Origin of the sequence: Alicyclobacillus sp. SO9 (genome assembly GCF_016406125.1) — a bacterium.
Classification (GTDB): Bacteria; Bacillota; Bacilli; order Alicyclobacillales; family Alicyclobacillaceae; genus SO9.
In genome coordinates, this window is the sequence record NZ_CP066339.1 from 3,564,255 (window position 1) to 3,582,333 (window position 18,079).

Annotated in this window: 14 protein-coding genes; 2 read left to right on the plus strand and 12 right to left on the minus strand. The window is 47.5% G+C overall.

The window, feature by feature from the left end; all coding sequences use genetic code 11:
* Nucleotides 1-29: 29 nt before the first annotated feature.
* The 5 genes from GI364_RS16720 to GI364_RS16740 all read right to left on the minus strand — a co-directional run bounded on the left by GI364_RS16720 (nt 30) and on the right by GI364_RS16740 (nt 8,772).
* Nucleotides 30-1,124: a response regulator gene (locus GI364_RS16720; RefSeq protein ID WP_198850375.1), complete on the minus strand. Its 1,095-nt coding sequence runs from the start codon at nt 1,122-1,124 to the stop codon at nt 30-32.
* Nucleotides 1,121-4,255 (minus strand): ATP-binding protein, encoded by a 3,135-nt coding sequence (locus GI364_RS16725; protein WP_198850376.1) that lies wholly within the window; start codon nt 4,253-4,255, stop codon nt 1,121-1,123. The genes GI364_RS16720 and GI364_RS16725 overlap by 4 nt, the downstream gene beginning before the upstream one ends.
* A 228-nt stretch (nt 4,256-4,483) precedes the next feature.
* The gene (locus GI364_RS16730) at nt 4,484-6,751 is read right to left on the minus strand and encodes a putative Ig domain-containing protein (RefSeq protein ID WP_233095836.1); all 2,268 of its coding nucleotides are present in this window, start codon (nt 6,749-6,751) and stop codon (nt 4,484-4,486) included.
* Between the two features lie 618 nt (nt 6,752-7,369).
* Complete coding sequence (locus tag GI364_RS16735; RefSeq protein WP_233095837.1) at nt 7,370-8,422, minus strand: Delta(5) desaturase DesA; 1,053 nt, start codon at nt 8,420-8,422, stop codon at nt 7,370-7,372.
* Between the two features lie 155 nt (nt 8,423-8,577).
* Complete coding sequence (locus tag GI364_RS16740) at nt 8,578-8,772, minus strand: cold-shock protein (protein WP_198850378.1); 195 nt, start codon at nt 8,770-8,772, stop codon at nt 8,578-8,580.
* Nucleotides 8,773-9,092: 320 nt separating this feature from the next.
* Between GI364_RS16740 and GI364_RS16745 the strand changes: the two genes are divergently transcribed.
* Together GI364_RS16745 and GI364_RS16750 are read left to right on the plus strand one after the other, a co-directional pair.
* The gene (locus tag GI364_RS16745; protein ID WP_198850379.1) at nt 9,093-9,359 is read left to right on the plus strand and encodes a DUF1294 domain-containing protein; all 267 of its coding nucleotides are present in this window, start codon (nt 9,093-9,095) and stop codon (nt 9,357-9,359) included.
* Between the two features lie 41 nt (nt 9,360-9,400).
* A complete protein-coding gene (locus GI364_RS16750; RefSeq protein ID WP_198850380.1) occupies nt 9,401-11,206 on the plus strand; it encodes a hypothetical protein in 1,806 nt (601 codons plus the stop codon).
* Between the two features lie 66 nt (nt 11,207-11,272).
* Here the strand turns inward: GI364_RS16750 and GI364_RS16755 are convergent, their stop codons facing one another.
* From GI364_RS16755 to GI364_RS16785, 7 genes are all read right to left on the minus strand, one after another.
* The gene (locus GI364_RS16755; protein ID WP_198850381.1) at nt 11,273-11,653 is read right to left on the minus strand and encodes a RidA family protein; all 381 of its coding nucleotides are present in this window, start codon (nt 11,651-11,653) and stop codon (nt 11,273-11,275) included.
* A gap of 57 nt (nt 11,654-11,710) precedes the next feature.
* Nucleotides 11,711-12,721, minus strand: coding sequence for a TAXI family TRAP transporter solute-binding subunit (locus GI364_RS16760; RefSeq protein ID WP_198850382.1), 1,011 nt, complete (start codon nt 12,719-12,721; stop codon nt 11,711-11,713).
* A 77-nt stretch (nt 12,722-12,798) separates the two neighbouring features.
* Complete coding sequence (locus GI364_RS16765) at nt 12,799-14,742, minus strand: TRAP transporter permease (RefSeq protein ID WP_233095838.1); 1,944 nt, start codon at nt 14,740-14,742, stop codon at nt 12,799-12,801.
* An 89-nt stretch (nt 14,743-14,831) separates the two neighbouring features.
* Nucleotides 14,832-15,719 carry a DUF1932 domain-containing protein gene (locus GI364_RS16770; RefSeq protein WP_198850383.1) on the minus strand — a complete coding sequence of 296 codons (888 nt, stop codon included), beginning with the start codon at nt 15,717-15,719 and terminating at the stop codon, nt 14,832-14,834.
* Nucleotides 15,720-15,758: 39 nt separating this feature from the next.
* Complete coding sequence (locus GI364_RS16775; protein ID WP_198850384.1) at nt 15,759-16,442, minus strand: 4-carboxy-4-hydroxy-2-oxoadipate aldolase/oxaloacetate decarboxylase; 684 nt, start codon at nt 16,440-16,442, stop codon at nt 15,759-15,761.
* Nucleotides 16,442-17,170 (minus strand): PIG-L deacetylase family protein, encoded by a 729-nt coding sequence (locus GI364_RS16780; protein WP_198850385.1) that lies wholly within the window; start codon nt 17,168-17,170, stop codon nt 16,442-16,444. The genes GI364_RS16775 and GI364_RS16780 overlap by 1 nt, the downstream gene beginning before the upstream one ends.
* A 19-nt stretch (nt 17,171-17,189) precedes the next feature.
* The gene (locus tag GI364_RS16785) at nt 17,190-18,074 is read right to left on the minus strand and encodes a DUF6282 family protein (RefSeq protein WP_198850386.1); all 885 of its coding nucleotides are present in this window, start codon (nt 18,072-18,074) and stop codon (nt 17,190-17,192) included.
* Nucleotides 18,075-18,079 lie beyond the last annotated feature (5 nt).

Below are 18,079 nucleotides of genomic sequence, written 5' to 3' on the forward strand. Positions count from 1 at the left end.
CATAATGTATCGAAGTACTCAAATTCACTTCAATCGAACAGTCTGTTTAGGCTGTCAGATGGGTCTATACCGTATTCTTCCTGAAGCCGCTGTCGCAACACTTGGTACTGCTTTGTTGCTGAAGGGATGTCATCGATAAGCATATAAGCATGAATTAGTTTTTCAAAAAGCTCTTCATTTAAAGGAACGACACTAAGAATGCCCTGCAACATCTGAATGGCTGCGGGAATGTCACCTTCTTCTACAAAGGTCTCGTAAAGCAGAATGGAGAACGAAACACATCTTATCTCAAGCTCATGTCTGGTTGGTTCTGCCCAGGACCAACCAGTTCGCTCGAGATACCCTCCCTTGTACAGGTTGAGAAGCTTCTTCGAAACTTCCATGCGACGATTTTTATCGACTGTCTCTAGCATTAACTGGTCAGTTTCGTAGTAGTCACACTCGATACCATCAATGTCCATCCAGTACATTCCGTTTTCATGATGAACCAAAGCATCATATCCGGCATCGTGGAGGTTCTTCCTCAGATAATACAATGTGGTATGAAAATGAGTGACCGCTCTGTCCCCGTCTAAATGACTCCAGACACTGTCTAAAATGGCTTGACGGCTTACCGCCTGCCCGCGGCAATGAACCAAAAAGGCAAACAATTCTTGAGCTTTAGACGTACGCCATCTAAAGTTTCTAGCAGCATTCGTATCGTTCAATACTTTGAATCCGCCCAAACAGATGACTTTGATGCGCTCTGTCTTCGCGTGACTTTTCTGACCGATTGTAATCCTGCCTACGGTTTTTTGAAGCCGTTCTCGTCTCACAGGCTTCAGCAAATAGTCGAGCGCATTGAGTTCAAAAGCTTCAATCGCATACTGGTCATAAGCCGTGACAAAGACAATCTGGGCTCCGGGAACCAGGCTGAAAACGTGATCGGCTAATGCAAGTCCGTCTGTCTCAGGCATTTCAATATCCAGAAAGAACACATCCGCCTCTATCGATGGGATTGCTGCAATCAGGTCTGCCGGATAGACAAATGTACCAACGACCTCTACAACACTCGTCGCATGCAGCAAATTCACGAGCTTCTGAACGGCCAGTGGCTCGTCATCAACGACTATCGCGCGTATCATCTGTGCAACCTCCGCGGTAACATGACGACAACCCTGGTGCCCTCTCCCGGAGCACTTGTTATGGACAGTCCCCTGCCAAATAGTTTTTTTAGGCGTTGGTCTACATTTTTCAATCCGACGCCCCCACCCTTGCCGTCTCGCAAGATTTCATCAACCTTGACTTGACTCATGCCTACCCCATTATCCACCACTTCCATAATGGTAGCCGACGCCTCGCCAGTAACGGTGATTTTCACTTGGCAACCCTCCCGCCGGGACCGTAATCCGTGCTTGACCGCATTTTCTACCAGCGGCTGCAGAATCAACGGAGGAATCCATACGTCCAAGCCGCTTGCCACATCATAGGTGACTTGGAGACGTTCACCAAAGCGTGCCGTTTCTATATTGATATAAGCATAAATGTACTCCAGCTCTTGCCGCAGCGGTACCAGCTTGTCCAAATTACTGAAATCAAAGCGGCTTCGCAGGTACAGGGATAGCTCGTCGGTCACGTGCTCTGCTTTAAGGGGATCACTTTCACACAGTGCAGATATGGTGTTCAGAGCGTTGTACAGAAAGTGAGGTTTGATTTGAGCCTGCAAAAAGGCAATTTCATTTCTGACAACAGCCTGTGACAATTCCTTCATTGTTAACAAAGTCGTCACCCGTGCCCGAATTTCTTTTGCCTCAAATGGCTTTGCGATAAAATCGTTGCCTCCCATCGAAAGTGCGTATTCAATATCCTCTGGTGTGTTGCGCACTGTCAAGAAGAGCACGGGGAGCTCAATTAAGGAGTGTGTTTGCCGAATCAAACGACACACCTCATAGCCGGATATATCTGGTAAAGTAACATCCAGCAGAATGAGATCTGGCTTCTGACGTTCAATGCTGGCCAACGCTGCCCTTCCGGACTGAACACTCCTAACGTAATAGTCGTCCCCCTCGAATAGGCTGGACAACACCCGCAGATTCACAAATTCATCGTCTACAGCTAAAATCGTTGGCCGTCCTCGCACCTCTTCATCATCTGGAGAACTTGCCGCAGATACCTCAGCAGCAGTCGTTAGCCGTTGAGTCTGCGATTTCTGTACTGTCATAGTCGCCGCGCCTTCCACGTTTTCAATATAGCTTTCTCTTCCTACGGCCGGAAGTTCAAAGACAAATCGACTGCCCTTGTTTGTTTCTGTCCAATCCAGGTATAACTCTCCGCCCATAATCCGGATTAGTTCGCGGGCAATCACCAGTCCTAAACCAATGCCTGAGTCATGCGTGTTCTTGCCCTCTTCCGACGACTCATAAGGAGTGAATAATGTACTCTGTCTGTCCTCCGAAATTCCCGTCCCTGTATCTTCGACTGAAATGCAGACATGCCCGTCTTGCCTCTTGGCCGTTAATAGAATGAAGCCTTCCTCCGTGTGTTTAATACTGTTCTGTACCATGTTAAACAGTACCTGGAGCAGGCGGCTTTCGTCTGCCCTGACGAGCTCCGCACCCGGATAGATTTTGTGTGTCAATTTTAATTTTTGCTCCTTAATCAAATAGGAAAACAAGTCTGTCGTCAAAGCAAAGCAAGATCGGATATCGACATCGCTAAAGTTGACCTGAAGTCGACCCTCCCGAATTCTTGCCAAGTCCATGATGTCATTAACAGTCCCGGACATCCGTCTGGCTGTAACCTGTACAAGTTGAAGTTGCTGTGTGTGAAATCCTTCTGTTCTGGAGCCTGCATTCATCTTTTCAACCAACGATTGAATAATGTTGATAATGACATGAAGCGGTGTTTTTAGTTCATGCGCGGTTTGTACAAGAAAGCTGTCTTTCAAACGGTCTGACTCTCTCAATTTCTCAGTAAGGGATTCCATCCGAGAAAAGGCATGGTAATAGCGCACAACCAGCAAACCGGAGATGAGTCCGACTAAAAAGAGTCGAGTAAGATTCGTAATCAAATTGTTATTCAAAACTGCATCTACATACAGAGCGTTGTTTACAACAATGACAACCAGACTCAGTGAAGCAAGCATATACAGTTGTATTTCATTCTTCTCAAAGCGTCCGTAACGTTCTCTGACATAGGCCACAAGTAAAGTTATGAAAATCACGGCGTTTATTAGAGAACCGAATCCCATAAGAGAATGAATAAAGACGCCCTTGGCAATCATCCGCATAGGTAGGGCCATTGTTGCGAACCCATACCCCAAAAAGACCATTTCAAAGGCAGTAAATACATGTCGATATTTGGAAGGGTGCAAAACATACAAGATATATTGAAGTATGAGTAACACCACCAGAACAGGTAGAACAATTTTTAATTTCCAATAGGTCTCATAGGGCATAAGCGGGAAAACTTTAAAAATAATTTGGGCCCCTTCGAACGGTACTTCTACCGAAAAAATGAGAAAAAAGGCTCCCATAAGAAGTAAATCGTAGTATCTTTTATACCTCTGTTTCCACAGAATAAGGAATAGGGAAAGGTAATAGACCCCAAACAACCCAATGATGGACGATGCTGCGAAATCCATTCCATTATTAAAGAAAGTCAGTCTCTGAATCTGTTGACTGGTACCAAGAACAATCGGACTCACGATACCAGTTCTGTAGAAGTCGAAATTCGCCGTCTGGATAACTATGTTAATTTCTCTGTGATGAGGATGAAAATATACAACTTGCGGTTTATCACCTGGAGTATATAAAGCCGGTGAGACTGCGGGAATTCCGGACTGTAGTACTAAAGACCCATTTACATATATTTTTCTGGAACTTTCAATGTTTCTAATCAGGAGTCCCATCTGAGTGTCTTTTGAATTTACATGTATCGTTAAATGATAAGTTTCATATCCCCATGAATTGTTTCCCCTAAGCACCTGGCCGTTTGAATTTTGCGCAGGAATTTGTACAAATGAAGACTGCACTTTGCGGGAACCAATCTCTGAAGGATTGAGTAAGTGCGACGGGTAGTATGCCCACTGGCCCTGGAGCAGCAAAACTCCCTTTTTAGAGAAATTCCAAGTGGACGCGTCCATCACACCTTTGCGTGCAACGGGCATCACGTGTCTTGGTTGGTGGTTTACGTAAAACATGAAACCGAAGACAATGAAAAGTAAAGCAAGTACATGCAGAAATCGGTCTCTGACAAGCGTCTGAATCTTCTTCATGTCGGTTGAATTCCAATCACTATGAGAATGGTTTGGAAGTGATGACGAAGTTAACTATATCTTTTTCACAGAGTCACTTTATGAACGAGGTCGGACTTCAGACTTATGAAATCATTCCATATCACAGAACCTGCAGATGATTTCATCTCTCATTATACCTAATTACCCTATGAAATTTGAACGGGCCCCTTCAAAAGAGACCCATCAAATCTTTAGTATTCACTCGGTTCATTCACAATGACTACCCAAATGACTCTCTTCTCTATGTTTTTTCCGCTGCCACCAGAGCAAGATTCCGCCGGTCAAGATGCTTAGCAATCCGCCCATTCCCCAGGGACGAGCCCCGAAACCTGTCACGGGTTTTGTCGCTTCAGGAACCGCAACCGCTTTGGACTGTGGCTGCATGACCACAAATGCCGGGTCCGTTGTAAACGTCATGACCGCCTTTCCCTGCGTCACCACAGCACTCACCGGAACAAGCTTTCCGTTCAAAATCTTGTACACAGTCGACTGTGGCGTAATCCCCGAATTCAGTATGGTGAATGTCATCGGTTTAGACGGAGCATCAGCCTGTGCATCAAAGTTCACCCCATATGCCGTGATAAACTTTTGATGGTTGGGAATCAGACCACCCGGTATGCTGCCACTGGTGACATCCATTTGCAGCGGATTCGCAAAAGTTCCCCCAGCTACCACCAAAGTGGCCTTTGTGCTGCCGCTGTTCGTAGTCAAAACTCCACCGTGGTTACCTACCACTTGTATGGTATCCACAGTGGGAAGAATCCCTGCCGGAGCTGCCGGAATGACGTACAAACTCATTTTTTCTGTAGCTGTGTTTCCTTCTTTATCGGTCACTTGTACAGTAAAATCATAACTACCATTTGTCAGCGGCTTTCCAACCAGATGTCCATTCGATTCAAGTGTCAGCCCCTTCGGCAAAGATCCGCTGGTAACGGCAAACGTGTAGGGAGACAATCCTCCCGTAGCCTGTATAACTTGACTGTATTCAGCCCCCTGCAGGACACTGGAAAGCGAAGGACCTGTGGATACGGATAGGGCACCTATCGTTCCAACCGTATCGGTCGTAGACTGGGCGCTCTGCCCGCCTGCATTGACCGCTGCCACCGTCACTTTGTAACTCGTACCGGCTTGCTCTCCGCTGACGTCATAACTTGTTCCAGTGACTGGACTCGAGTTCACCTTCGTCCCATTCACGTATACGTTATAACTTGCGGCTCCACTGGCAGCACTCCACGACTCCGTCCAACCGCTCTCTGTGACATTGCTGTGATAAATACCGGTTGGAGCACCAGGGACACTAGGCGTACTGCTAAGAGTCGTCACACGGTCCGCCGTGGACTGGGGACTTACCCAGGCTCCGTTCACTGCCTCTATCGTAACTCTGTACATCGTATCTGGTTTCTGACCACTCACGTCATAACTTGTCCCGGTGACCGGACTCGAGTTCACCTTCGTTCCATTCACGTATACGTTATAACTTGTGGCTCCACTGACAGCACTCCACGACTCTGTCCAACCGCTTTGCGTAATACTGCTATGGGTGGGCTGCGCCGGTACGCTCGGTAGAATGGCACTTGTTTCTTGATAAATTTTGTTTTGGTTCTGATCAGTTACGAATAGATTATTCGCACTGTCAACAGCAATCGCTGTCGGTTTTACAAATGGCCCGCTAGAAATGTCCCACTGGCTGCTCCCGTGTTTTAGGGCAAATATGTATTTGTCAGCTGCTACAAATACATCACCCTTATTGTCTACCGCAACGCCTGCCGCCCAGTTCACCGTTGTATCGTTTGGAAGGGGTGTCCAAGTAGTGCTTCCGCTCTTGAGTTCCAAGACAGAACCAAGTCCAGTACCCTGATTGGTAACGAACAAATCACCAGCAGTGTCAACTGCAATTTTAAACGGGGAATAGAATGCTCCACCATTTGGAAGTGTGACCCATGTTGAAGTGCCGCTCTTACGTTCCATAACTCGGCTATTATTGTAGTTCGTCACAAACAAGTCGCCCGTACTATCTACAGCAATGCCGGTGGGTGAACTAAAGGTGCCTCCATCTGTGATGTTAATCCACTTTGTGCTTCCGCTCTTTCTCTCCAGTATTGTGTTGTCGCTCTGCTGTGTTATAAAGACATCACCGGCGCTGTCTATCGCCATTCCGGCCGGACTTGTAACAACTCCATTAGGGATGGTTGTCCACGTCGTACTTCCGCTTTTCCTCTCAAGTATCTTACCATTGTAGAAATTGGCTACAAATAAATCCCCAGTACTGTCCTCGGCAATCCCCCACGGTACATCAAACGATCCGCCGTTGGTGATATTCACCCAACTCCCTGTGGTCGCTGCCAAGACATGAGTATTTTGCATTTGCATTAGAGATAGCGGTGTCACAACGATGAAGGCAGTCAGTGACTTTCTCAAACGTTTCCGTTTTGACGGTATCTCTCTTCGTTTACCCTGGCGTTTTCCCACGAACATCAATTCTCCTCCCCCACGTACCCGATGATCTAACTATGTGAAGACCTCGCCATCATTTCTCGATAACAGTGAAATCTATCGACTAGCGTAGACTTGATTCCAATATACACAATGGCCTCTAAACAAATTCTAAACAAAGAGGTCTCATCAACAGATATGCTGACCACGGGAGGAAAAGCAGAAAGTAAAGTAGGCGTTCACATCACCCTGCAGTGCTACAGTCGAGTCCTGAGATTCGGTCAAAGGGTCTGTTGTGGACAGGCCTTCTTGTAAACTAACATCCGTTACCTTCCCAGATTTGGAGGGTCCCCAAAAGTCCAGGACGAAAAAAGTATATTTCTTTGAATCTGGGGACTTGCCTCTTCCGCTGCTATCGACACTGATTGGGGTATACGGCAGCCATGAAGGCAGCCTGTAGTGAAACGCGGCCTTTTTCAGTGTAGGGGAGAGGCCATATTTCACGTTGGGGATACGGCGATACGCGCCTGTTCTGCAGCTCGTTCGCAACACGAAAAAACAAATAATGGACCAGAGAGTTCTGATCCATAGTACATCTTAATATGAAGAACACATGACCCAACTTGGAAAAGTGGGTCTCTTTGCATGCAGATTGGTCTGTTACTTTTGTTTCACCATGCCTTTGAATCCAATAAATTTCTTCTTATCTTCGTCCCACAGCCGAAAACGCAGGGAACGAAAGCTTGAGAATAAACCAACAGTGGAAACCTCCCGCAGATAGGCAGTCTGGTCATAGATGTGCTGCAGGTTATAATTCGGTATTCTGGGACCAAGGTGGTGAATGTGATGAAAGCCGATATTCCCAGTCATCCATTGCAAGACTTTAGGCAATTTGTAATAGGAACTGCCTTCAAGGGCTGCCGTAACATAGTCCCACTTGTCAGCCTTTTCGAAGTAACTGTCTTCAAATTGATGTTGTACGTAAAACAGCCAAATCCCTGCCATCCCTGACAGATAAAGTATTGGCCCTTCAACGAACAGTAGTCTTTCCCATCCCAGTGTATAACCGCCGAGAGTCACCATCGCCAGGAGAATTACTGTAGTGAGGTGCGTATTGAACCGTTCTTTTCGTCCTGCCCCTTTTCTGTTAAAGCGGTATTTAATGAGCACAAGAAAGATGGGGCCCAAGCCAAACATGACAACTGGATTGCGATAGAGACGGTAGAGCAGTTGCCGAACGCGAGGTAACTTCATATATTCATCCACAGTCAGAGTCATAATGTCTCCGAGTCCGCGGCGATTTAAGTTTCCGTTCCCTGCGTGATGAACACTGTGTTCATATTTCCATTGGTTGTATGGAAAGAAAGTGAGCAGTCCCGTTAGGATACCCACAATACTGTTTGCCTTTGAGCTCTTAAAGAAAGAGTGGTGGCCACAGTCGTGGAATATAATAAACGTTCGAACTAAAAATCCTGCAGCAGGTATTGTAAGAAAAAGTGTCAACCAGATTGATATGGAGAAAGAGAAGTACGCTCCGAACCACAATAATACAAAAGGCACTATCGTATTGATTAGCTGCCAGTAGCTTCTCTTAAGACTGGGATTTTGATGGGCCTCAAAATCATTCTTCCAGTGATTGGGGTCATCCCTCAGGTTGATTGTCGTCATCTCCTCTTTCTTTTCATCGAAAAGATGATACACGTTGATAGACATTTTCACGTCATCAGGTTTGGTATATGGACATAGCCGGTGCGGGAGTACCAGCTAACTCTGTTTTAATGAAAGGTTCAGCCTGGAGACTAAAAAGGGCTGCCGCGCAAGGAATCAAGATGATACCTTAGCAGGACAGCCCATTGCTTCAGAACGGTTTATTCCACGTTTGCAGCTTGAGGACCTTTCGGACCTTGAACGATATCAAACGTTACACGTTGATTTTCTTCAAGAGTCTTATAGCCATCTCCCTGGATTGCGCTGAAGTGTACAAATACATCTTCTCCGCCTTCAACCTCGATGAAACCAAAACCTTTTTCTGAATTAAACCACTTTACTGTACCTTGATTCATGAAAATTCCTCCAAGAGTGCTCGTCAAGCACATTTTTTGTTCAATTCGTATAAATAGAAAACCGTTCTATTTTGCACCCACAATGAGGCGCGAAAAGAACGGCTCAATATGTTTACACATATAAACGATCACGTTTGAACATCAATAGTATACATGTATTACTCAAAAACGTCAACACCTGCGACCACCGTTTGGTACTAAGACGTTCGATTCCAAAACGTATCAACCCCGTTACGCACCTAGCTATTAAGTTCCAAACATGGTACACATGAACTGAGAGAATAAGCATAAACGGCCAAAGCGTGAAAGGAGTTGGCATAATGGTGGAAATTGTGTTGATTTACGGACTCATAATAAATATCATCGGAATGTACGTCATGTATGACGATAAACAGCGGGCCAAACGTCGTGCATATCGAATCTCGGAGAAAACCCTGTGGATAATCTCTATCATTGGGGGGGCTGTTGGTGCCACAATCGGCATGCATCGTTTCCGACATAAAACTCAACATTTAGCATTTCGCATTGGATTTCCTCTGCTCTCGATAATAGATATTGTAATACTGTTTTTCATTCTGTTTCATTAAATGCACTAGTGTTCCGAATACATCGCCTGGGAGTGTAAGATTTGTCAACAGACGGACCGCACCATCTTTTCTCACGTCAACCCGGCAGACTTCCGGATACAACCGAAGGACTGTCTGTTCCGAAGTTTGTAGCATTTGGTTTTCTAGCTTCAATCATTCCAGTTTTGTTACTGTTTCAGAAGACATTACTTCATCCATCAACAATCTATATTGGAGAAAATCAGGATTCGGTGCAGTTTATGTGGTATTTGGGGTGGTTTTGGCATGCGGTCTTGAATGGCCACAATCCGCTGCATACGTCACTGCTAAACGCGCCGATTGGACTGAATCTAATGCAGAACACTTCTGTAAGTACAGAAGCACTGTTATTTGGCCCAGTCTTTTATCTCTTCAATCCAGTGCTGGCATACAATCTGGCATTCGCTGCAGGAGTGATACTTACTGGCCTTGCCGCCATGCTGTTGCTCCGACAACTGCGCGTTTCACGTTGGCTAGCTGTCGGCGGAGGCGTACTCATACAACTTGCTCCCTACTCAACAGCACAATCTGCAGACGGCCACATTAACCTCATTTTCAGTTCTGTGTTTGTTCTGGCTTCTCTGGTGGTGATTGTACGGGTCCTCCTGCATTCCATTTTGCATCCTCGAATTCTGGGCACAGTCTTCGGGGTGCTCCTTGGCATGCTGTTTTACACGTCCGCTGAAGTCTTTGCTACGTATGCCTTCATTGCAGTGCTTTCACTCGTCATCTGGACCCGATTGTCTCCCAAGCGAGTCCGTCAAGTTATCAGACTGGTTCCCCTGCCATTTTTGTTGTGGGGTCTGTCGATTACTTTACTTGTGCTCAGCCCAGGGCTATACACCTTTTTTGACGGTACCCAAATTCCTTCTCTCGCCAAGGCAGTGATGCCAGTTGGGGTCTTTGTAACAGACCTCCTTAATCCGGTCCTTCCGACAAGTGTGTTTCTGTTTCACATCCATCTCACAAGCGTTTTGACGGATCGCATGTCTGGAGACCTCTCTGAAAAAGGCGCTTACTTCGGTATCCCGACGATACTCATTTTGTACTGGGCTATCCGCAAACTCTGGCCGAGTCAATTATACAGAGGGTTAACCATTCTGTTTGTCGCCGTATTTGTCCTATCTCTTGGTCCCAAGTTGCACATTCTTGGACTCTACACTCCTATCCCGCTTCCCTGGATACTGATACAGCATATCCCTTTGATGCGCGAAGCACTGCCATCACGATTGATGTTTTACGACGATGTGATTGCCGTGATACTTGTCATAGGTGCCATTCACAGAGTGTTGCAAACAACCTCCGCGGAAAAGCGAAAAAAGAATGCTCGAATGAGCATGCTTGCGTTGCTCACTTTGTTTCTCTTATGGCTTCCCAGGGTAGACTTTGCGAGTCAGGCAATGCCAGCCCTCCAGCCTGCGCTCATGCCGAAAGGAGAAATTTACAAACGCATTCGCAACCAGCCTACGACTCTAATCACCTCTTCCTATTTTTCTGGCGCTTATTTTATGGGACTGGCAGCGCAGCTTAAATTCACGGTTCCATTTACGAATGTCTATGGGTTCCCGTATACGTCGGAATTTCTAAGCACGGTGAAACCTCAGGTGCAAAGAACCAACTCTATCTATACCAGTGTTTACGCGCACCTAAATGAGAGACAAGCAGTCACAGCTATCAAGAGCTTTGTGTCAAAAAGACACCCTCGTTACATTTTGGATGCCAAACCCTACAGTCCAGTCTTACCGAAACAACTCTCACAAGCCTTAAACAGTCTTTATGGGGAACCTTACACGGTTAATGGCCTTAGATTATGGCCCATACGTAAATGATTGGATTTCGACACGTTCCAAACACAGTTAAAAGCGCGACCCTCATGTAGCGGGTCGCGCTTTCAACTATAACACGGCTGTCAGTTCAATTTGTACACGTAAACCCTCCCGCAGATCTGTAACGGTCGTGTGCCTCGCAGGTCTGTCGTTCTCATCCGGAAACATCTTCAACCACTCAACATTCACTACTTTTTTGTACTCTCTATCATTTACCAAAACCGTTAGATGAGCGATATCATCAGTGCTTCCTCCAGCAAGATGCATGATCTCTCGAATATAGTGAAAGAGATTGGCCACCTCTTCCTGCACGGTTTCCGGCATCTCACCTGTTTCTGGATTGGAACCAATGAGAGCTGATGTATAAACCATGTTGCCTGTTTTGACTGCAGTTGGAATCGGATTTTGATGTTCGGAACCTTTCACGTGCAACACTTCCCGCTTAGCCAAGTTGCGCACATCCCTTGTGATAAATTGTCAAGACACAACTGAAAGTCTGAATGAAATTCACATACCCTTTTGTTGATAGTACTCCTTGGCACCTGCGGCTAGTGGTACACCTGCCAATCCTTTCGTAGCATTGGCTAGTTTGCTGTTTTTGGCTGCTGACACTGTCTGCCCAATAGGTCCGATGTTTTGCCACAGAGCCTTGGTCAGTTCATAGGCTTCTTGTTTCGGCATACTGGCAGGAACTACCAGCATAATGTTCTGTGCTACTGTATGGACCGGGGAAGTCTGTTTGTCGTAGGCCCCAGCTTTGATCGTATAGGGATAGAGCCAGGGATAATTCTTCTGCAGACTGGAAATCTGACCCGAGCCAAGGCTCAACAGTTGACCGTTGGCAGTCGTGAGCATTTGCGTCACAGCCGATGTTGGAATACCAGCGGTAATAAACGCACCGTCCGCCTGGTGGTTCTTCATTAAATTCACAGCGGATGTGAACCCAACAAATTGCGGTTTTACATCTGTCAGTTTCAAGCCGTAGGCCTTGAGAATGGATTGTGCAAGCACCTTGGTTGAGCTGCCAGGTGCGCCGGGGACGAAACTCTTTCCTTTTAAGTCACTGACAGACTTGATATTCAGCCCCTTTCGAACAATCATTTGTGCGACCGACGGATATAGGCCTGCAAGAACCCGTACATCCTTGTAAGGCTTGCCTTTGAAAGCACCAGTTCCAGTATAGGCCTCGTGAAGGACGCCAATCGTCGTAAAGGCAACATTAATCTTTCCTTGTTCCAGTAAATTCAAGTTTTCAACACTGCCATTCGTTACCTGAGAAGCCGCGTGAACATGGGACAGCTTTTGACTCCAGATTTTCGCCAGTTCTGCACCAAAAGGATAGAATACACCGGTGGTTGTAGCCGTACCGATATTCACTTTGTATGTGGCCGTCCCACTCCCTGTACCATTGCTGTGACCGCCGCCATTGGTAGTTGTGTTGTTGCTTTGACCACACCCCGCCAGAGAAACTCCCAAAGCAATAGTTGCCATTGGCACTGCAAAATACTTGATTTTCATCACATAGACCCTCCCACAGAATTTAGTTTGGAATTTTCTGAAAAATCATCCTGATGCTTACGTCATCTATCACATCCTTAAATGGCTGTGATGGAACGAAGAGTCAGCTTCTGCCACAGTATGACCGCAGCAAACAGAACTAGCCCCACCACACCCGTTTGATAGCCAGGAAAGATTAACAAAACCCCTGCAGCGAGAAGCATTAGCCGTTGCGTAATATTCAAGCGCTTGAACAGGTAGTTGGAGAACGATGAGGCAAAAGCCGTCACGGCAATGACTCCGAGAATGGCGGATATAAAGCCCGCTGCAATGCTCCCGCCGTGAAACAGGAGAGCCGGATTATAGAGAAAGAAGTACGGAATAACCAAACCGATGAATCCAAGTCGCATGGCTGCGAAAGAAACCTTGGAAAAAGGTTCTTGAGCAATGCCCGAAGCCACCATTACTGCTAAGGCTACAGGGGGAATAATGTCTGACAACGCAGCGTAGAAAAAGGCAAACATATGTGCGACCAAAATTGGAACTCCCATTTTCACTAACAGGGGAGCCGCCACTGTTGCGGTAATAATATAGGAAGCGGTAATCGGTACGCCCATCCCGAGGAGGATGCTTATCAGCATGGTTAGCAAAGCCACAAGGAACAGGTGGTTGCCAGAAAGCATCAGAATATTGTTTCCCAAGGTCAACCCCAGACTCGTCAGTGCAATGGTTCCTACAACCACACCAACAATGGCACACGCGGCGCTAATCGTAAGAACGCCTTTTACGCCGTCTTCCACCGCTTCCACAATCTCACGAAATCCCAAGCGGGTTTCCTTGCGGAACCAACTGGCAACAATAATCGCCAGCATCGCCCATGGCGCCGCGTAGAGTGGCGTCATACCATCCACTAGCAACACAACTATCAGTAACACCGGAAGGAGCAGGTGGCCTCGTCGTTTGAGAACATGAATGACGTTCGGAATCTCTTCTTTGGAGAGTCCGGAAAGCCCCAGTTTCTTGGCCTCAAAGTGCACTGACATAAAGGTCATGCTGTAGTAAAGGATAGCCGGGACGATGGCGGCCAGCATGATTTCTCGGTACGGTACTCCAATGAACTCTGCCATGACAAAACTGGCTGCACCCATAATTGGAGGTGCAATTGTGCCCCCCGTGCCGGCAACAGCTTCCACGGCTGCTGCCACGTGTCCCGGCAAACCGTTTCTTTTCATCAGCGGAATGGTCACCGTCCCTACAGACGCCGCATTGGCGACGCCGCTGCCATTAATCATACCCATCAAGCCGCTGCCGATGACTGCTACTTTTGCCGGGCCCCCAGATGAACGTCCCGTCAGGGCGACAGCCAGTTCATTGATAAAATCAATGAATCCACTCTTCCGAAGAAAAGCACCAAAGAGGATAAAGAGAAAGATGTAAGTACTCGCTACTCCGAGAATGACACCAAATATGCCCTGCGTGCCCCACCACATGACGTCGATGACCCGCGACAATCCAAAAGACGACGTCTGCAGGATGCCGGGAACATACTGTCCCAAGAAGTTGTAGAGCAGAAAGACCAAGGCGAGAATGGTTAACACTGTTCCTGCCGCGCGTCGAGCGGCTTCAAAAGTAATCACGACACCCAGTGTGCCAAACACGTAATCCAAGTGGTTGTGCATACCGCTTGCTGCATAGATATCATAGCGATAAAGGAAATACACAACGGTCACGATAGATGCGGCGATGAGCAGCATATCCCACCATGTCGGAAGTCTCCTGTCGCTCCTTTCTTTTTTGGAAGCGGGGAACAGAAGGAAAATCATCACCACGAGAAAACCGAAAAACCAAACCCGGGTCTTGATGGTCTCCATGACACCGACACTTGAGACATAAACCTGAAACAGTGCCCAAATCACAGACAGCACAGTTATGATGCGAACCATGGGACCTGCGTATTTACGCAGATGGAACACAGATTGCGCCTCGTCCGCAGCGTCATTCTCATGATGCTCGGTGGTGGCAGGCGGGGTTTCCTTTTGCAAAGGGATCTCCTCCTTCTTTTTCAGCCTTGTTGATGGCCAAGACTAGAACGCTTTCATGAACCTTTATCTGAGACAGGGAGGTTTCAGCCTCACATCCCTTTTTCATCCTGTCTCATTGCCGCCAGCACCTCTCGGAAATCTGCGGGGGTCTGACAGTGAAAAAACTCCTGTAAATCAGAATCAGCAATGTGCTTTAATTTAGCCTGGGTACCCTCTGACATAACAGTGTCAAGTCCTAGACTCTGCAGTGTTTTCTGAACTTCACCCATTTCTGCAACGCGCCGCTCTGCATGGTTAACAGTACGAGTCATCAGCAAGTTCACCGTTTCCTCCAAGTCGCTGGCAGTCATCGTCTCGCTCAGTGAACTCATCACGATATCCACCGCATCGTACTCCCGAGCCAAAGCGAATGTTTCGAAAAACAGCATCGTTATGCCTTTCATAAAAATGGATCTCGCCATCTTTATGGCGGATGCCCTTCCCGGCATCGTTCCGACACTTGTCATGTTCATTCCGTACGGCGCACCAAACGCCTCAAACTGAGAAACCCCGCTGCCGCTGAGAAGCATCGGAACCTTATGACCGTGCTTTGGTACCGCATCCATGACTGCCGCATCTACTGACGAAATCTCTTTCGTTTTGAGAACTGCTGCAATCTCTTCCTTCGCCATGGGTGAGGTTGCGTTCATATCCACATACACGTGATTTCGCGTTAGGTACGCCGAGGTCTCTTCGGCGATTGACCTTGCATATTTGGCACTGGTAGCGCAGACAATCAAATTCGCTTCGCGACACAGTGTGTCTAGGCCCGGCAACAGTTTGACAGACAATTCTTGGGCCCGTTGTCGGATAAGCAGGCCATGCTCTGGATGATTCGCATTGACATCAAAGGCGCATACCTCGTCCAGCCCTTCAGCTATCAATCCCTTGGAAATCAGGTAGGCCGCCTCACCAAAACCAATAAATCCTATTTTCATGGAGAGTCACCTCAATGGCGTCATATTGTGTCCTGTGCATCAGTCATCCACATAGCGGACGTTTTCCTTTTCCAGGACACCACGCAGGTTGTAGAAATCGATGCTCAATTGCCCGTTTTCTATTTTCTCCTTGGTCTTGTCTTCTTTCTCAAGGCGGTTCAAAGTCAATTTCTCAGTTTCTTCAATATCTTCTTTCCGAATTACCACAACGCCATCTTCGTCTGCCATGACCAGGTCTCCGGGACCGACGGTGACGTCGCCACAGATAGTTTCGGCATTGACCCATCCGCCGCGGACCTTAGTGGTCCCCTCGGAACAAATAGCTCTGGACCACACCGGGAATCCTAGCTCGCGAATGCGGGCCGCATCCCGTATCCCCGCGTCAATGACCAGTCCCTTGACCCCCCGTTTCATGAGGGCACGAACAATCAGTTCACCAACCATACCGCAGTTACTGGGCGAGCCGATGGTGGTCACCACCAGAATGTCCCCCGGCTGACAGGCTTCAACAGCCGCGTGAATCATGAGATTATCTCCCGCATAGCAGGTGGCCGTTACCGCAGGACCGCAAACCAGAGTATTGTCTATGAGCGGACGCAAGTCATGGGCCATGAGCCCCTGTTTGCGCTGAGCCTCATAGACTGTAGAAACATCATAGATCTCATAGCGTTTGACGACGGCCTTACTGGGCCTGTCAATGTTGAGTCGAACGAATTTCTCCATTAGACAAACTCCCCTCCTACGTATGGATAGAAGCGCGTAAAGGTTTCAGCATACTTGTAGGTCTGGTTTCCAGAGATTCGACGAGCGTGATTCCCCCGCATTTTGGCTCTGTCCTTGTAGTAGTCAATCAAATGAGGCTGCGCCTCAAAACACTCCATGGCCCGTTTTTTCTGTTCGTAAGCGTCTGTGATGTCGATAATCATGTCATGCTTGTAATCACTCAGTTCCGTCTGGTGCGGTTCGTAGCCAAAAATCTGAGGTTGCCGTAAATGCGGAAGGCCTTCCATCCTGACGCCCGCGGACGTTGCCAGTACGCTGGCTTCAAAGACGTACTGAGAGACCGTGTTGTGGTCGGGATTTAGCACATCGTTTTTTGGATGAGTCACAATGAACTGCGGCTTGACCTCTCGCATCTTCCGCACAAGACGCTCCATTCTATTGTTGTCGATAAACATGTGATAGTCTTGATAGTCCCAAATTTCGAGATTCGTAACACCCAGGTGTTTGGCTGCGCCTTCAATTTCGCCGCGGCGAATCTGCTTCACGTTCTGCTCGGTCTGGCCTTCCAGTTTCCACAGTGCTCCAGACTCACCCCTTGCACCATAACTGAGTACGACCAAGTGCACATTGGCACCGCCATTGACGTAGGTTGCAATTGTTCCACCGCACCTCCACACAAAATCTGCTGCGTGGGCGCTCACAACAAGTAAATTGGTGTGTTTGTTCATTCAAATTCCTCCAGTTGGATCAGTCTTCGACAAGTTGTGTTGGATTGTGAACGGACATAGTCCGAATTTCCTCTTCAGAAAAGCCGTTGTCCAGCAGTCTTTGGGCGAAGTCCATCAAGCCTTCGTCAGGGAAGGGTGCTGTCGGTTGTCCTAGATCGGTGGACAAAATGCAGTGCTGCGGTCCCACGTAGCGAATTTGTTCATAAACGGTTTCCCATGCCACCTTGTTGGTGTTTGGCGTGGTGAAACAGTGTTCCATATACGCTCCCATGTCTGCCAACTGTTTCTGCTCTTCTTTGGTATAGAAAGTAGACGGGAAATTCGGGTGGGTAATAACTGTTTTTACGTTCTGTTCACGAGCGGCTTTCACTAAGGTGAACACTTCCTCTTTGCCCAAGTGGCCCGATGCCAGAATCATATGGTGTTCCTTGACCGCATCGATGATGTCGTGCAATTCGGCTTTCAAGTTCCCGTCCTCTAGTATCGAAATACTGGCGGTCACTTTACCTTTGGCAATAAGTTCCTCCTGCAGTTTGGCCCAGAATGGTTTTTTCGTGTAGTTTCCACCACGGAAGAAGGCTTGTTCGTTGGCGGAATCGAACGTAGGCATCCACACCACTTTCGCACCATCTCGTCCAGCCATGTCGACAGCCGTGGCATTAAGCCCTCCGACCGCATTGTTCAAGGTGATGGCTCCAATCGGATTGACCTTTGGATACGATTTCTGTGCCAACCGAGCCCTTTCAGCGGTACAAAAGTAGTGTGACTTGATGGCAAATCCCTTCATACCTGCCATTGACATCCGCTCGGCCATGTCTAAGTCGTCCAGTTTACGATTCATGACATCCGGCCCCGTATGTACGTGCAGGTCATAAGCCCCTTCCAGTAATTTGCGAATCTCCATAATTG

Excerpts from the sequence above, each read along its gene's own strand:
- GI364_RS16720 (WP_198850375.1), bottom strand. The coding sequence starts at position 1,124 with ATGATACGCGCGATAGTCGTTGATGACGAGCCACTGGCCGTTCAGAAG.
- GI364_RS16725 (WP_198850376.1), bottom strand. The coding sequence starts at position 4,255 with ATGAAGAAGATTCAGACGCTTGTCAGAGACCGATTTCTGCATGTACTT.
- GI364_RS16730 (WP_233095836.1), bottom strand. The coding sequence starts at position 6,751 with ATGTTCGTGGGAAAACGCCAGGGTAAACGAAGAGAGATACCGTCAAAA.
- GI364_RS16735 (WP_233095837.1), bottom strand. The coding sequence starts at position 8,422 with ATGTCTATCAACGTGTATCATCTTTTCGATGAAAAGAAAGAGGAGATG.
- GI364_RS16740 (WP_198850378.1), bottom strand. The coding sequence starts at position 8,772 with ATGAATCAAGGTACAGTAAAGTGGTTTAATTCAGAAAAAGGTTTTGGT.
- GI364_RS16745 (WP_198850379.1), top strand. The coding sequence starts at position 9,093 with ATGGTGGAAATTGTGTTGATTTACGGACTCATAATAAATATCATCGGA.
- GI364_RS16760 (WP_198850382.1), bottom strand. The coding sequence starts at position 12,721 with ATGAAAATCAAGTATTTTGCAGTGCCAATGGCAACTATTGCTTTGGGA.
- GI364_RS16770 (WP_198850383.1), bottom strand. The coding sequence starts at position 15,719 with ATGAAAATAGGATTTATTGGTTTTGGTGAGGCGGCCTACCTGATTTCC.
- GI364_RS16775 (WP_198850384.1), bottom strand. The coding sequence starts at position 16,442 with ATGGAGAAATTCGTTCGACTCAACATTGACAGGCCCAGTAAGGCCGTC.
- GI364_RS16780 (WP_198850385.1), bottom strand. The coding sequence starts at position 17,170 with ATGAACAAACACACCAATTTACTTGTTGTGAGCGCCCACGCAGCAGAT.
- GI364_RS16785 (WP_198850386.1), bottom strand. The coding sequence starts at position 18,074 with ATGGAGATTCGCAAATTACTGGAAGGGGCTTATGACCTGCACGTACAT.